This is a genomic window from Mucilaginibacter segetis (assembly GCF_016522075.1).
Taxonomy (GTDB): Bacteria; Bacteroidota; Bacteroidia; order Sphingobacteriales; family Sphingobacteriaceae; genus Mucilaginibacter; species Mucilaginibacter segetis.
This window is the reverse complement of the sequence record NZ_JAEHFW010000001.1, coordinates 1,076,514-1,093,417: the sequence shown is the minus strand read 5'-3', so window position 1 is coordinate 1,093,417 and position 16,904 is coordinate 1,076,514. Positions and strand designations below refer to the sequence as shown.

Sequence of the window (16,904 nt, the reverse complement as noted above, 5' to 3'; positions counted from 1 at the left end):
CAATAAATGAAAAAACTGTTCCCGCTCCTGTTTCTTCTGGCTGTATGCTCACAAGCTTTTTCTCAAGTTACGTCTACCCTTTCCGGCACCATAATCAATTCACAATCAAACCCGGTTAATTCATCTACGGTAAGTTTGCTTAATACCAATTACAGCACAGTTACAGGTACTGATGGGCGCTTCCATTTTAACAACATACCCACAGGGAATTATATACTACATGTAAGTAATGTAGGGTATGCATCTGTTAATCAAAGGTTGACGATATCCGGGGAAGACATAAATATCAGCATTAAGTTAAACGATGCCAACAATCAGTTGGATGAGGTAGTTGTGACCGCGCAGAAAACGGAAGAAGATGTACAAAAAGTACCCTTTAGTATTTCTACCTTATCAGCTAAACAAGTACAGGCCTATAACTTGCGGAATCTTAAGGATATAACAGCAATAGTCCCAAATCTGTATTCTGCCGGGCCGGGCGATAACCGGAATGTGACAGGCATAAGAGGCGTAGCTACCACATCGTACGATCCTGCTGTTGCCACGTATGTCGACGGTGTTAACCAGTTCAGCCTGGATACTTATATCCCCCAGCTTTTTGACGTTGAACGTATAGAAGTTTTACGCGGGCCACAGGGAACACTTTACGGGCGCAATGCAATGGGTGGAGTGATAAATGTAATTACCAAACAACCTTCAAACATAACATCCGGATTCGCTGAAGTAAGTACAGGTAATTATAGTCAGCAGCGGTATAGCTTTGGCATAAGCACACCTTTGATAAAAGACAAATTATTTTTGGGCGTAGCCGGAATTTACTCAGGATTTGATGGTTTCTATCATAACGATTTTAACAACACTAACTTTGATAAGCAGCATTATTTTTTAGGAAATTATTATTTAAAGTACTTGGCCAGCCAAAAATTTTCACTAACCCTGAATGTAAAAAACTACGCCAACCGCAACAATGGCCCGTTCGCGCTTTCACCCAGTCCGGATGATGCCATCTCATCCCCTTTTGTGGTAAACCAAAATGCAACCACCAAAATGGTGGACAACATCCTTAATACATCGTTATCGGCTAATTATACCGGCCAAGGCTTTAATTTCACTTCCAGCAGTTCATATCAGGATAATTACCGTTATTATACCACTCCTATTGATGGTGATTTCTCACCAATTGACGCGGTATCTTTAGTGAACAACTACGGCAATCAATACAATAAAGTACAGGTAGGTACGCAAGAGTTCCGTTTTTCATCGCCGGCGTCTACGTCCTCTTCCATTAAATGGACCACCGGTTTATACGGATTTTACCGTTACAGCCCAAGCAAGGTTGGTACTTATTTTGGTGATGACGCTGCTGCGGTAGGCTCTCCCCTAACCGATTTTACGAGTATAAATACAAATATTGAACGTAATTATGGTGTAGCGGCATTTGGCCAGTTAACTTATTCTATTAACCCCCAATGGGACATAACAGCAGGTTTACGTTACGATCATGAACACAAGAAGGAACAAATTAAAGGCGAGTTTCAGCCCAACGGACAAGATGCTATTACCACCCAGCCCGACACCTCGTCAACTGCAAATTTTAATGCTTTAAGTCCCAAATTTAGTGTAGCCTATCATGCGTCATCAGCAAACAATTTATACGCAACTTATAGCAGAGGCTTTAGAGCAGGTGGCATAAGCCAATTATCATCAGATCCATCGCAGCCTCCTCTGTTTTCCTACAAGCCCGAATATAGTAACAACTACGAATTAGGATCAAAAAATACCTTGTTTAACAATAAACTACGTATTAATCTTGCACTGTTTTACGTAGCAATAAACAATGCGCAGGTACCTACCTTAATTTTGCCTGATGCCATCACCGTAACGCGCAACGCTGGTAAGTTAAAAAGCAAGGGTGCAGAATTTGAACTTGCCGCCACTGTTTTAAAAGGGTTAGATGTTGCTTACAATTTGGGTTATACACATGCCCGCTATACCGATCTGCAAGTTGCCTCGAACGGTGCTGTTTTAAACTTAAAGGGCAACCACCAGGTTTATACACCAGATGTTACCTCTCTGTTGGCCTTGCAATACAATTACGCCATTGCCAACAGCGAAAACACTAAACTTATTGCACGCGGCGAGTGGAAATATTTAGGCGATCAGTATTTTGACCTGGCCAACCAGATCAAGCAAAATGCATACAGTATTTTTAACGCCAAATTGGGGGTAAGTACTTCGCGTTATGAAGCCTACATATGGGCAAGCAATCTAACTAATAAACATTATATAGACTATGCTTATGATTTCGGAGCAGCCCACTTAGGCAACCCAAAAACTTATGGTGTTACTTTAAGGACTAATTTTTAAGTGAACTTTAAGGGAGGGAACCTCTTATCTCCTCCCTTAATTTTTCCCCGAATTTCTTTTAAATACATTTGCGAAACCGTATGGTTACCTATATATTTGTAACCGAAAGGTTTCACATATATGACAAGACGCGATGTATTCCAGGCAATTGCCGATCCTACCCGACGGGAAATAATAAATTTACTGTCGGGTAAGCAAATGAATCTGAATGCAGTGGCTGATAATTTTGACATCAGCAGACCTGCGGTTTCCAAGCACATACGCATACTAACTGAATGTGGCCTTGTTGTTATCAATCAACAGGGTCGTGACAGGTATTGCCGGGCTAATCTGAAAAAGTTAGAACAGGTAGTTAACTGGGCAGAGCAGTACAAACGTTTTTGGAATAGCAAACTAGATGCGCTGGAAGATTTTTTGGATAAGGAATAAATAAAACTATAAACTATTTAAAAATGGAAACACAACCACTAATTGTTGAAAGGGTTTTAAACGCTCCTGTAGATAAAGTTTGGGAAGCGCTTACAGATAACGAAAAAATGAAGCAATGGTATTTTAAACTGGAAAATTTTGAAGCTAAGGTTGGCTTTGAATTCAGTTTTTTTGGACAAGGCCGTGAAGGTGAAAAATACAAACATAACTGCCGTATAACCGCTGTTGAACATGAAAAGAAATTGAGTTATACGTGGGCATATGATGGATATGAAGGCATATCGGAAGTGAGTTTTGAGCTTTTCCCTGACGGTGATAAAACATTGGTTAAAATTACGCACACAGGGTTACATAGTTTCCCGAAACATCCGGATTTTGCGACTTCGAGTTTCTCACAGGGTTGGAATCATATATTGGGTATCAGCTTAAAGAATTTTGTGGAGCAGGAATAAGGCTTATTAAAAAAATAGCTCCGTGTATATTTAACACGGAGCTATGTTATTTATATAATATTACAACTAATATTTATTTATCAGGCACAGTTGCCGGTACTGCAGGCTTACCTACAGGCGATGGTGTTACCGGATGTGATGTAGGCGGCACCGGAGTTGCGGGCACTGCCGGATTTGGCGGCGTTGTAGGTGTAGTTGGTGTTGTAGGCATTGTTGGTGCCGGCGGAACTGTTGGCGTTGTTGGATAACTTGGTGTTGTTGGTGTTGTTGGTGTTGTAGGCACCGTAGGCATCACCGGTGTATCTGGTGTGGGCGTTGTTGGTGTAGTTGGATTTGTTGGCGTTGTTGGATAAGTAGGATTTGTTGGGTTAGTCGGTTTTTTCTTAACCGGCTTTGCTGGAATAGTATCATTTCCTGCTTGCACATAAGCGCTTATTGGCGTAATATTATTACTCTTTGCTTGGGCATATTCAATAGCAAATGCTACTCCGATCGCCAAAATTAAACTTAACTTTTTCATTTTAATTTATTTAATGGTTTACTTAATTAACTGTTAAGAGTATTAATTTCACATATTATAAGTTTTATAAATTAAACGCAATAAAAGTTAAACAAAAACCCGGCCCATTTTAATGAACCGGGTAAAAAAGTTAATATTAATAATCTCCTTTAGCTAAAACGCTTTCACCCACTACATTTTCACCGTCATTTTTTTACCTGTATAAATTACCGTTTTGTCTGCTTTTATAGTATTTCCGGTATCAGAACCATGCATGCCATCAACCATAACAATATTAAACGTATATTTTTTTAACATTCCCGTGAAGCTGCCATGTGTATCTGATATGGTCAATTGCTTTTTGCTGTTATCCCAGTTTAAGGTAAAAGTGGCCCGCATGCCTTTTTCATAGTTATAGTTATCATTCTCATCCTCGTAGTAAGTGAATTCGCCATCGGCACCGGGATATATACGTAATTCGATGAGGTCAGCAGGTATTTCTGTAGCATATTCCATTATCGGCCCCATTGGTACAATAGATCCTGCCCTTACATACAAAGGCATGATATCCATTGGTACATCAACCGCAAGTTTTTGGCCACCATTTTTTACCTCTCCCGTCCAGAAGTTATACCACTTTGTTTTAGCAGGCAAATAAACTTCCCGTGTTTTTACTTTTTTATCGGCGTCAGTACCTGTATATAATTGCTCTGTAACAGGATTTACTAAAAATGCAGGGCCAAACATATACTGATCAGGAATATTGTAAACATTCGGGTCGTTCCTGAAATCGAATGTAAGCGCGCGCATTATGGTATAATTTTCGGTAGTTACACGGCCTGCAAGCGAATATATATAGGGTAGTAAACGGTAACGCAGTTTGTCGAAATTCAGCAATATGTCTTTGGTTTTATCGTCCCAGTTGTTAGAGAACAACGCGCGCTCACCTTTACCGTGTATGCGGAATATCGGGCTAAAGGCCCCGAATTGAAACCAGCGGGTAAATAACTCCCTGAATTCAGGTTTAGACCAATCGGGAGCGGTCCAGTGATAATGGTAACCACCGATGTCGGATGTCCAGTAAGGGATACCTGACGCGCATGCATTTATCCCCTGCGGCACCTGATTCTTAAAATCAGCGAACGTACATTCTATATCTGACGACCATAAAACCGAGGCATTCCGCTGTTCGCCTGCAAAAGACTGTCTTACTAAAAAGAATGCCCTTTTACCGGGAATATCCCTGCGCCAGCCTTTGTAAACGCCTGTGGTATGTTCTAAAGAGTAAGTGTTAAAATAATCTATCCCCTTACCTGTATAAAAATCGGCTTTACGACGCTCATCAAGCAAGGAGCCGTTATCCGGTTCGCATTGATCTATCCACCATGCATCCCAACCATCTCGTTTAATCAAACTATCGCGCGCCTGATCCCAGTATAATTCACGGGCAGCCGGATTATGGGCATCGTAATAAGTATCAAAGGTATGTGTAACCACATTATCCCAGGTGATGCTGGTCAATCCTCCTATTTTTTTTAACGCATCATAGTTTGGTGTGCCTTTGCCAAATACCGGCCATATAGATATCATAGCGTGTAAATTGGCTTTATGCAGTTCATCAACCATTTGTTTTGGATGTGGGTAGCGTTGCGGCTGCATCACATGCGAGCCGATAGGCAGAGGATCCCAGTAATACCAATCCTGAACAATAACATCAACCGGTATGTGGTTATCGCGGTAATTATCCTTTACGGATAGCACCTCTTTCTCGCTCAAATACCTGTCCTGAGATTGAAATAAACCGAACGCCCATTTACCAAACATAGGCGCGGTTCCGGTAGCAGTACGATATAAATTTATGATCTGATCAAAATCGGGGCCGTAAAAAAAATAGTAGTCTACCTGCTTACCGCTTTCGGATACGTATTTGAATTTGGTGTCACCATCTACGGCTCCATAAAAGTTGGATGCCGAGTAATTATCCCACATTAAGCCATAACCTTTGGTCGAAAGTAAAACAGGGATAGCTCCTGTAAGATATCTTATGGCCAGATCCTGATCGCGGCCCTTGTAGTTAATGGATAAAGAATCAAGCGGGTGGCAACCTAAACCATATAAAGCTTCATCAGCAGGAGAGGTAAATTGTGTAGTACAATTATAAGTATCAATGCCTGCGATGGTAGCCGGGGTCATGCTTTTATTCGCACTATCTTCCGCGGTAATTACCCTGCCTTTTAAATCAGCATATGTTATAGCGTTTGTTGCCTTGTTTACGGTGATCTTTAATTTGCCTGTAGTAATAATCACCTCGGTTTTACCATCAATAGCGGAGTATGGAACTGATTGCGGCCATTTATTACTTACAACGAGCGATTCCTTATCCTGAAAAGCATCTAATATGGTGTATTTCACTTCGATAATATCAGCTCTGCATATATTTATCTGCATCAGGCCTTTATTCAGTTTAAACAATACACTTTTAGGAGTGGTAGTAAATGATATGATACCTGCGTTTGCCAAGCCCGAACAACAGAGGCTTAAAATAGCGATAGCAAATATTCTAACGCTTAAAATATATTTCAGCATAAATGGATTAATTGGTTAATACATTTTAAATATACGGATCGTGCCCGATAATTTATATGTCAATTAAACATTTATGCTGTAGGATATTTATTTAGTACAGCTATTTCAATATTACTTTTGTTGCTCCATAACCAAATTTCTCCTTTTGGGCATCCATAAAGGTTTGCACTTTAGGGTGTTTGCTTAAGCGCTTATGTAATTCATGTTTTAGTATTCCGTTGCCTGTACCATGTATAAAGGTAATGTCAGGCATTTGGTGAACAATGGCAGCATCCAGTTCATTTTTAAAGTTAGATAGCTGTATATTCAGGATTTCGCTACTGGTTAAAAACTGGTAATCATCGCGCAGTTTTTCAATATGCAGGTCTATTTCTGCAGCCGGCTTTTTTACTTCCAGTTTTTCTTCGGCTGGTTTAAAAAAACTTTCTTTTAGTTTTTCGGCGTCAATTATCAGTTCCGGTTCATCAAGTTGTATAAGCCAGCCCTGTTGTTTTAAAAAGGGAATCTGCGTTTTAGCACCTGCAAAATCTTTGGCTTTAAATTGTTCACGAACTGTAAGCGGCTTTTTTAAAGGATGATTGTGCTTGGAGTGAAATAATATTTGAAATTCAAATTTTGGCCATAATTGCAGATCGGATAGTTTAGCGGAGTGAATTTTTGCTAATGAGTTTGCCTCTATCAAACCGGCAAATAACCCTTTATAATGCTTCTGTTCCTCGGCCGTTACCGATGCAAGCAATTGGTAAGATGTTTGGTTAATTATATATAAATGCACCAGGGCACCTATATTAGCATCGCTAACAACAGCCACGTGTACACCATTAGCTTTAAACTCCGCAGCAGGTATGTGTGTTAGCTCTTCAGGTTCTTCGTCGCCTACTACCTTACTTTGCCCGTGAACAGAGGTTACTTTACTTGCTAATACCGGGATCTCAAAATCATCCTCAGTAGTAACTCCAATCATTTGTTCATCAATAATGCGGGTTACATATCCCTCCATTTTCTCGTCAACAAAGCGTACAAAATCACCCAATTTATATTTCATATGATCAAATAAATAAGTTGTAAAGTTATTAATATAGAATAAACAGGATAATTAAACTTACATTTACGTAGCAATTCTTTTTTTATAATTTCAAATAGATTTAGAATTTTTGCTCCCCCAAAGCAATTTAAACAACGTAGAAAAAATGACAGCCTTGACCCCTCCGCCGCCCGATAATGTTTTTTTGAAAAATATCTTTTTACATCATCTGCACCGGATATATAACGGTAAATGTTTTTTATATAAAAATATTGCGCATTTAAAATCTCTGGCTTCCTTTAAAGGATTACAATTAGCTATAAACGAATTTGGTGAGGACGTAAAAAAGCAAATAGAGCGGATGGAGGAAATCTACACTTTAATTGATGAAAAGCCGGTAAATGACGATTGTAATCCTATCAAATCAATAATTAAAGACGAATTTTGCCTGGATGAAAACCAAACTATTCCCGTTTTAAATGACCTTGATCTGATGCTGTATGTACAATTGCTTGAGCATGTAAATATCACTTCATTCCGGATGCTTATTATGATAGCATCAATGTTAGAACTGGCCGATGTTAAGCAATTATTGATAGAAAATTTTGACGAGGCAAAGGAGAATGATAAATTATTTGCCCTTATTGCAAAGGAATATATTACGACCGATTAATATATAACTGGCTACAAACAACAAAACCGGACAAATTGCCCGGCTTTATAGAGTTATTTAATACCCCTACTAAAATAACTATAAGCAAATAAAAAAAAATAATGTCAGGAAGGCAAGTTATCACGCCAAACTCTTTGTAACAATTCGTTTACTTTGATAGCAACCTATTTAGTTATTAAATTTTTAATTTGCACGCTTTACCCAAATACATTTATTAAATCATAAAATTAAAGATGTTAAAATCAATACTATTAACCGCAATATGCAGCCTGTTTTTGCTGCAACTACAAGCACAGAGTTTGTATATGCCACGTGATATTAAGCAGGCGTATAAAAATGGCACGCGAGCCTTAGACGGAAAACCCGGCCCAAAATACTGGCAAAATTACGGCCGGTATAATATCTCCGTTACCGCAACCCCACCAGGTCGTACGGTAAAAGGCACCGAGCAAATAACCTACATTAATAACAGCCCCGATACCCTCAACAGGCTGAATATGAAATTGATATTAAACATACACCGCCCGGGTGCCGCACGTGCTGGTACTGCAGGTGAAGATTATTTAACTGACGGTGTACAGATAGATAATTTTATGGTTGGTGATAAAAAGATAAACTGGAACAATAAAACAAACTCGTCCACTAACCAATCTGTAAGGTTATCTACTCCATTAATGCCGCATGATTCTGTTAAAATGGATATTACATGGCATTTTGAGGTATCAAAACAAAGTGGCCGGGAAGGTATGATAGATTCTACTACTTACTACCTTGCTTATTTTTACCCTCGGGTATCTGTTTACGACGATTACAATGGCTGGGATCAATTAGCCTTTGTTGATGCCCAGGAATTCTATAATGATTTTAACGATTACACGCTAAAGGTAACCGTACCAAAAAACTATATAGTTTGGGCCACAGGCACCTTGCAGAATCCCGAAAAAGTTTTACAGCCGGAATATGCTAAACGCTTGCAACGTTCAATGACGAGTGATTCCACCATTCATATTGCTACAACCGAAGACCTGGCAACTAAAAGTGTAACTGCCCAAAATGATATGAATACCTGGGTGTGGACGGCTAATGACATCAGTGATATGGCTGTTGGCATAAGTGACCATTACGTTTGGGATGCAGCAAGTGTTATTGTTGATAAAAACACCAACAGACGCGCAAGTGTGCAGGCAGCGTTTTTAGATAAATCAAAAGATTTTCACAGCTCGGTACAGTTTAGCAGGAACGCATTGGGGTGGTTCTCAAATAACTGGCCGGGTGTACCCTACCCTTTCCCTAAAATGACAGCTTTCCAGGGTTTTGCAGATATGGAATACCCGATGATGGTTAATGACAGCGATGTTGGTAATTTAGGCTTTGCCCAGTTAGTACAGGACCATGAAATAGCCCACACCTACTTCCCCTTTTATATGGGTATAAATGAAAGTCGTTACGCCTTTATGGATGAAGGTTGGGCAACAACCCTGGAATACCTTATCGGTATTGCTGAAAAAGGAGAGAAAAACGCCGCTAATTTTTACAAACAATTCCGGGTTAACCGATGGATACATGACGCTGCTACGGCGGAGGATCTGCCTATTATTACCCCGTCAAGCGAGCAAAGAGCCGGCTATGGCAACAATGCTTACGGTAAGCCATCATTAAGCTACCTTGCGTTAAAAGATATGCTTGGAGATGATCTGTTTAAAAAAGCCTTGCATGGATACATGGACAGATGGCATGGTAAACATCCAATTCCGTGGGATTACTTTAATTCAATGAGCAATGTATCCGGTAAAAATTTGAACTGGTTCTTTAACAATTGGTTCTTCACCAATTATTATATTGACCTTGCTGTACAAGGCCCGGTTAAAAATAAGGTTGGGTACGGTATAAATGTACAAAATATAGGAGGGTTTGCTGTACCTTTTGATGTAATTTTAACTTATGCAGATGGTTCAACCCTAACACTACACCAAACTCCAGCCGTATGGGAAACCAACCAAAAAGCAATTACTGTGAATATTAAAACAAATAAAACTATAAAATCCGTAACGCTTGACGGAGGCATTTTTATGGACGCAGATACCAGCAATAATACCTGGACTGCTAAATAAAAATTCAGGCAAAAAAAATCCCCCGAATATTTAAATTCCGGGGGATTTTTATTTTATAATAAATTAAGCGTTCTGTACCGCGCTGTTTAAATCAGCAGAGGCATTTTTTGCTTTGGCTTTTGCTTCACCTAACGCGTCATCAGCGTCGCTAACTGCTCCTGAAAATCTTGATTTAACTGAATCAACTTTGCTATTGCTGTATTCTTTAATATTCTCGGCAGTCTCCTGAGCCTTAGTTTTAGCGGCCGACACCAGATCGTTTACATAATCAGCAATATCGTCTCTTAACTCGCCACCTTTTTCCGGAGCTAACAATAAACCTAATGCAGCACCCGCTGCAGCACCCACTAAAAGTGCCGCTATAATTTTTGATTGATCTTTCATAATGTTTTACTTTTTAGTAGATGATTTTGTATTAGAGTAACAAATTATATACCACACTGTTTAAACTATTTTGAAATATCATTAACTTAAACATATAACCATTATATTATGTTAAAAAAGCATTTACGTGCCGGGGCATCCCGGAGATCAGCTATGCTATATGGATATATACAATATTGAGAATAAATTACAATCGTTACATTTCAGAAAAGAGTTTTATTTGATAACTTTTATTTTTATCATATTACTCTTAGTTATTAAATATAAGTTTATACCCTACAGTGAGGTAAAAAGCAAGCAAAGAATATACACCTTTTATTTATTGAATACACTGATTGCATTATTAATAGCGTTGGTAGTATTTGCTTCGGCAATTTTCTGGCTAAGCGGCAACGGTTAATCCGGATAAAAAAAGGCATCCACCGCCTGGTGAATGCCTTGTACGCTTAATGGTTAATAATATTTATATATTAAACAACTTTTACGTTTACTGCGTTTAAGCCTTTTCTTCCGTTTTCTACTTCAAACTCAACTTTATCATTTTCACGGATCTCATCGATCAGGCCTGTTGAATGAACAAATACGTCCTGGCCACCACCATCAGGTGTAATAAAACCAAACCCTTTTGTTTCATTGAAAAATTTTACTGTTCCTTCTTTTTGCATTATTTTAATTATTAAAGGCCGCAAGGTAGGCATAATAATCGGCAATTACGCAAATTCAAAATTTCAAAAAAGTTACAACTGAGTGTTTTAAGCAACTATTGACAGATGATTTCTGTGCAAAGTATCTTCAGAATCTTTAACAATGCCGCGTATCTTTCTATCCAGTTCGTTAACGGTAACTTCCATCATATCAAAATAACTGAAGTTAATTTTTTCCATCCGCAGTAAATCCATTATTCCTAATAAAGAAGCAACCGGCCTGCGCAACTCATGCGATTGTATAATAGCTATGCGCTGCAATGCTGCATTCTGTATTTTAATATATTCTTCCTGCTTTTTACGATGCGTTACGTCTGCGGAGTTCAAAGATACGCCAATAACTTCACCATCATTGTTTTTAACCGGTATAAACGAGGTTATCTTCCAGCATTCCAGCGCGGTGCCTGCCATTAACTGCCATTCGCGTTTAATGGCTCTGCCGGTAAAGGCAATATTAATATATTTTTTAAACTGCCTTAACATTGCCGGTTCTGTGTAATCAAAAATGCTATCTCCTTCCCTGATCTGCTGGCGGTAATTATTATAAATAAACACCTCTGCCGAGCGGTTAAAAGCAATTATTTCACATTCTTTATTAATTAATATGTGAGTATCTTCGGTACTATCAAAAACAGCTTTAAGCTTCAGTTCTGATTCACTTATTGTTAAAGCGTGTTCCTGTTCTTTTTTATGCTTTTCATCAAGAGTGGTTAGGCTCCAGTTCAACTCCATCAGATTAACCACCTGCCGGGCTAAGGTTTTAAGTGATTTTTTTTGTTTTTCGTTAATATTTCGGGGCAGCATATCAACCACGCACAAACTGCCTATGGCATGCCCTTCTTTAGTAATAAGGGGTGCCCCTGCGTAAAACCTTACATGGGGCTCGTTAATAACTAAAGGATTGTTACAATGTTGTTTATCAAGCAAAAGATCAGGGATGATCAATACCTGGTCTTGCTTAATGGTGCCATTACAAAAAGACACTTCTCTGTCTGTACATTTAACATCAGTACCTATAGCAGCTTTAAACCATTGTGTAGTATCGTCAAGAAGTGTAATTAATGCAACGGGGGTTCCGCATATTTCAGAGATAAGCTCAACTATTTCATCAAGGTCGTTTTCTATACCGGCGTCAAGTTTAATGTATTTATTGACAGTATTAATACGGTCTTGCTCAGTATAGTGCATTATGTTGTGATTATAAGGAATAGATTATTATTTAACACCTTAATTAAACACTAAATGTTTAATTAATTAATATTAACGATAATTATTATTAAATATAGATAATATTACTCGAAATACGTAACATAAATAAACTCGGTTTGTGAGTAAATAATATGTTACAAAATCAGACGAAAAAATAATCAGGGGAAGTTTAAAAAAGTTGAATATTGCAAAAAAGCCCTAAGCAAATGCTAAAGGGCTTTGCTAAAACCACCAGATACAATATAAACCATAATACCGTATCATACTTTTTAGCTATATTTTACCGACAATAAATTACAAGTATCCTGAAAGTATACAGTATATACGGATAAAAATAGCAGGGCAGTTTTTTAGTGATTAAATTCCCATAAATAACATTTAGCTTTATTGTGAGTATACCGACATTGCGTGGTCGCGCAGGTTATAACCGGATGCCATTACTTCGCCATAAGCACCGGCAGTACGTACTGCTATCAAATCGCCACGGTATGATTGAGGTAAATCAACGTCTTTTCTGAAACAATCTGTGCTCTCGCATATCGGCCCTACCACATCATATTTTATGGTTTGCTCCGTGCTTTCGTTACGGGTCAGGTTTTCTATTTCATGGTATGCCTGGTAAAGCATGGGCCGCATAAGTTCAGTCATGCCCGCGTCCAGTATCAAAAAATTCCGTTTAAGTCCGTTTTTCACATACAACACTCTCGATATTAATGCAGCTGACTGTGCTACTAAGGCACGCCCCAATTCAAAATGCACCTCCTGACCGGGTTTTACATGCAGGAATTTACTAAACACTTCAAAATAGCTTTCAAAATCGGCAATTCCGTTGGTATCCGGATGATGGTAATCTACCCCGAGTCCGCCGCCGGTATTTAATATTTTTACCGGAAAGCCATGATTCTCGAACCAGTCCTGCATCTCATTAATACGAATGCAAAGACTTTTATAAACCTCCATATCGGTTATTTGGGAACCGATGTGAAAATGAATGCCTAAAAAATGCAGGTTAGCGCATTTGCGCAGCATATCGGCAACATCATTCAATTGCCAGGTGTTTATACCAAATTTATTTTCATCGAGCCCGGTAGTAATAAAGTGATGAGTGTGCGCATCAACATTCGGATTAATGCGTATAGCAATACCGGCTGTTTTATTTTTGGCAGCTGCCAGATCATTAATGATCTCCAACTCCTGCACAGATTCCACATTGAAACAAAATATATCCGCATCAAGCGCCATATTTATTTCCTTGTCAGATTTGCCTACCCCCGCAAAAACAACCTTACCCTTATCAAAACCATGTTCAATAGCTGCTTTAACCTCGTTTCCGCTAACACAATCGGCACCAAAGCCATAACTCTGCACCATGTCAATTACTTTTGGGTTAAAATTGGCCTTCATGGCATAATGAACATGAAAGCCATGCTTTACAGACGCATCCCGGCAGGCATCAAGCGTTTTGCGTAACACATCTGTATCATAATAATAAAAAGGAGTTTCTATTCCTTTAAAACGTTCTGTTATATCTTTATTGAACATTGTATTAATAAGTCAAAATTAAAAGTTCAAAAGTCAGCAAACTCTTTGCCACCTTCTACTTTGCATATTGCTTTTGTTTAATTAAAACAACCTGCTGTGCAGGCTTCTTAATGCTTCTACTTTATTTTCTGTTTTTAATAGTAACGACATATTATGGTCGCTGCCACCGTATGATATCATGCGAATGGGGATATGCTTCAATGATTCCAGCACGCGCGCGGCATAACCGTGTTTTTCGGCACCAAAATCACCCACAACACAAACGATGGTATGGTTAACATCCACCTCAACCGAACCAAACGCAGCAAGCTCCGCCGATATCTCCCCCAGATAGGTAGTGTCGTCAATAGTTAATGATACAGCTACTTCTGATGTAGTGATCATATCAATTGAAGTACGATAGCGTTCAAATACTTCAAAAACCCGTCTTAAAAAACCATGAGCCAATAACATGCGGCTGCTTTGTATCTTAATGGCAGTAATACCGTCCTTTGCTGCTATAGATTTTATTTTGTCGGTTTCGCTGGTGTTGGTTATCAATGTACCTGCGGCCTGCGGATCCATGGTATTTAACAAACGTACCGGTATTTTATAGCGCTGTGCCGGAAAAACACTTTGCGGGTGCAGTATTTTAGCGCCAAAGTAAGCCAGTTCGGCAGCCTCATCAAATGACAGTTGGGCAATAGGTTTGGTATTACTAACAATCCGCGGATCGTTATTGTGCATGCCGTCAATATCAGTCCATATCTGCACTTCTTCGGCTCTTATTCCCGCCCCTATCAACGAGGCAGTGTAATCGCTACCGCCACGACGCAGATTATCAATTTCGCCAAAAGCGTTGCGGCAAATATAACCCTGCGTTATAAACAGGTTATTGTCCGGGTGTTTTTCAAGCAAGGGTGTAAGTTCATTAGTAATATGTTCCACAACTGGTTCGCTATCCTCATCGGTCTTCATAAAATCAAGAGCGGGTAGTAAAACCGACGGAACATCTATTTCTTTCAAATAAATATGATACAGCGTAGTTGACAGCAACTCACCCTGCGCTAAAATTATTTTTTCTTCTATGGAAGTAAACAGATCATTAGCTAAATTGCTCAGCAACCAAAAATGATGATCTATGATCCCCTGCGCTTGCGCTAAAAACTCCGGCTTATTAAATAGTTCTTCTATAAAAACCTGATATTTTTCTTTTAATATGGAGATAAGTTGTGCCGCTTTTACCTTATCATCAGCCATATATGCCTGACTGATCTCTACTAAACTATTGGTAGTTCCGGATACTGCCGAGAGCACTACGATCTGCCTTTCGGAAGGATTTATTATATCCAGCAGCTTTTGCATACGGGCGGGACTACCGACCGATGTTCCGCCAAATTTTAAAACTTTCATTATTTGTTTCTGTTTACCATAAATGATTGATATTCTTGTATCAATATTCGAGGCGCTAAAAATAGGATTTTAAACCACTTATATCTAAAATGATAAAAATAAAATTTGGAACCGACGGCTGGAGAGCCATTATTGCCGATGACTTTACCGTTGAAAATGTTAAAAGAGTAGCTTATGCGACAGCACTATGGCTAAAAGAAAATTTTGATAACCCTACAGCAGTTGTTGGCAGCGATCCGCGATTTGCCGGCCCCATGTTTGCAGATGTCACCACCTGCGTACTTGCATCCGAAGGGATAAAAGTATTTCGTGCTGAAGATCTGTTCGTATCAACACCAATGATATCATTGGCAACAGTTCGTAAAGAAGCGTCGGCGGGTATCATAATTACCGCAAGCCATAACCCACCTGCTTACAATGGTTATAAAATAAAGGCCCATTACGGCGGCCCGGCTACCCCGGATGATATTGAAAAAGTAGAAGCTAAAATTCCTGATACTATAGACCTTAAATTAAAATCGGTTACCGATTATGTAACCGATGGCTTGGTAGAGTTTGTGAACATGGAAGATATGTATGTTGAACATGCCGAAAAAAGCTTCGATATTGCTGCCATACGCGATAGCGGATTAAACTGGGCTTATGATGCTATGTACGGTGCAGGGCAAAATGTAATGCGCCGTCTTTTCCCTGATATTACCTTTCTGCACTGCGATCATAACCCGGGTTTTGAAGGACAGGCACCGGAACCGATACAACGCAACCTGCAGGAGTTTGAAGAACTGATAAAACTATCAGAAGGCGAAATTGCATCGGGTTTGGTTACCGATGGTGATGCCGACCGTATTGGTTTATATGACGCTAACGGCACGTTTGTTGATTCTCACCATATATTATTGCTGCTGATACATTACATGTATAAGGTAAAAGGCGAAAAGGGCGAGGTGTACTCCACCTTCTCATGTACCAGTAAGATACAGAAATTATGCGATGCCTACGGTCTTAATAACACTGTAACCAAAATAGGATTTAAATATATCTGCGATCTGATTGTAAATTCCGGCAATCCGTTTATGGTAGGTGGCGAAGAATCCGGCGGTATAGCTGTAAACGGCCACATACCTGAACGTGACGGTATTTGGATTGGCTTAATGATATGGGAGTTTATGGCCAAAACGGGCCGTAGCTTAAGTGATCTGGTACAGGAAATTTATGACGTAGTTGGCAAGTTCGCCGTAGAGCGTTATGACCTGCACGTAACCGAAGAATTAAAACAACAGATCATCAGCAACGCTAAATCAGGTAAATATACCGGCTTTGGTAACCTTAAAGTGGTGAAAACTGAAGATCTGGACGGATTTAAATTCTTTTTCGAGGATGATAGCTGGGTGATGATACGTCCATCGGGGACTGAGCCTGTATTACGCGTTTATGCCGAGGCACCTTCAACTGCCGAATCCATAAAAATATTGGACATTGTAAAAGCAGACCTGTTACAAAAATAACATCCGTTTTAAATAATTTAAAGGCTT

General features: G+C 39.3%; 14 protein-coding genes. 6 read left to right on the top strand and 8 right to left on the bottom strand.

The genetic code is table 11. The annotated features are described in order from the left end of the window. Positions 1–6: 6 nt before the first annotated feature. From I5M19_RS05100 to I5M19_RS05090, 3 genes are all read left to right on the top strand, one after another. Positions 7–2,367 (top strand): TonB-dependent receptor, encoded by a 2,361-nt coding sequence (locus tag I5M19_RS05100; RefSeq protein ID WP_200064833.1) that lies wholly within the window; start codon positions 7–9, stop codon positions 2,365–2,367. A gap of 120 nt (positions 2,368–2,487) precedes the next feature. Continuing rightward, positions 2,488–2,796: an ArsR/SmtB family transcription factor gene (locus tag I5M19_RS05095; protein WP_200064831.1), complete on the top strand. Its 309-nt coding sequence runs from the start codon at positions 2,488–2,490 to the stop codon at positions 2,794–2,796. Positions 2,797–2,819: 23 nt separating this feature from the next. Then, a complete protein-coding gene (locus tag I5M19_RS05090; protein ID WP_200064829.1) occupies positions 2,820–3,248 on the top strand; it encodes an SRPBCC family protein in 429 nt (142 codons plus the stop codon). Between the two features lie 73 nt (positions 3,249–3,321). On the opposite strand, the gene I5M19_RS05085 is transcribed toward I5M19_RS05090, so the two are convergent. From I5M19_RS05085 to I5M19_RS05075, 3 genes are all read right to left on the bottom strand, one after another. Next, entirely contained in the window at positions 3,322–3,768 is a 447-nt protein-coding gene (locus I5M19_RS05085; RefSeq protein WP_200064827.1) for a hypothetical protein, read from the bottom strand. Between the two features lie 171 nt (positions 3,769–3,939). Next, on the bottom strand, positions 3,940–6,333 hold the full coding sequence (locus tag I5M19_RS05080; RefSeq protein ID WP_200064825.1) for a glycoside hydrolase family 31 protein: 2,394 nt from the start codon (positions 6,331–6,333) through the stop codon (positions 3,940–3,942). Between the two features lie 100 nt (positions 6,334–6,433). Beyond that, positions 6,434–7,378: a Smr/MutS family protein gene (locus tag I5M19_RS05075; RefSeq protein ID WP_200064823.1), complete on the bottom strand. Its 945-nt coding sequence runs from the start codon at positions 7,376–7,378 to the stop codon at positions 6,434–6,436. A 145-nt stretch (positions 7,379–7,523) separates the two neighbouring features. Between I5M19_RS05075 and I5M19_RS05070 the strand changes: the two genes are divergently transcribed. Then, positions 7,524–8,030 carry a DUF892 family protein gene (locus tag I5M19_RS05070; RefSeq protein WP_200064821.1) on the top strand — a complete coding sequence of 169 codons (507 nt, stop codon included), beginning with the start codon at positions 7,524–7,526 and terminating at the stop codon, positions 8,028–8,030. Between the two features lie 233 nt (positions 8,031–8,263). After that, entirely contained in the window at positions 8,264–10,141 is a 1,878-nt protein-coding gene (locus I5M19_RS05065; protein WP_200064818.1) for a M1 family metallopeptidase, read from the top strand. Positions 10,142–10,204: 63 nt separating this feature from the next. Here I5M19_RS05065 and I5M19_RS05060 read toward each other — a convergent pair whose 3' ends face one another. The 5 genes from I5M19_RS05060 to I5M19_RS05040 all read right to left on the bottom strand — a co-directional run bounded on the left by I5M19_RS05060 (position 10,205) and on the right by I5M19_RS05040 (position 15,372). Beyond that, positions 10,205–10,525 (bottom strand): YtxH domain-containing protein, encoded by a 321-nt coding sequence (locus I5M19_RS05060; RefSeq protein WP_200064815.1) that lies wholly within the window; start codon positions 10,523–10,525, stop codon positions 10,205–10,207. Between the two features lie 470 nt (positions 10,526–10,995). Next, positions 10,996–11,190, bottom strand: a complete 195-nt coding sequence (locus I5M19_RS05055) for a cold-shock protein (protein WP_200064812.1) — start codon at positions 11,188–11,190, stop codon at positions 10,996–10,998. A gap of 87 nt (positions 11,191–11,277) precedes the next feature. Further along, positions 11,278–12,417 (bottom strand): GAF domain-containing protein, encoded by a 1,140-nt coding sequence (locus I5M19_RS05050; protein WP_200064809.1) that lies wholly within the window; start codon positions 12,415–12,417, stop codon positions 11,278–11,280. Between the two features lie 405 nt (positions 12,418–12,822). Then, entirely contained in the window at positions 12,823–13,980 is a 1,158-nt protein-coding gene (lysA, locus tag I5M19_RS05045) for a diaminopimelate decarboxylase (RefSeq protein ID WP_200064806.1), read from the bottom strand. Between the two features lie 81 nt (positions 13,981–14,061). Next, positions 14,062–15,372, bottom strand: coding sequence for an aspartate kinase (locus I5M19_RS05040; protein ID WP_200064803.1), 1,311 nt, complete (start codon positions 15,370–15,372; stop codon positions 14,062–14,064). Between the two features lie 89 nt (positions 15,373–15,461). On the opposite strand from I5M19_RS05040, the gene I5M19_RS05035 reads away from it, so the two are divergent. Beyond that, entirely contained in the window at positions 15,462–16,877 is a 1,416-nt protein-coding gene (locus tag I5M19_RS05035; protein WP_200064800.1) for a phosphohexomutase domain-containing protein, read from the top strand. The last annotated feature ends 27 nt before the right edge of the window (positions 16,878–16,904 follow it).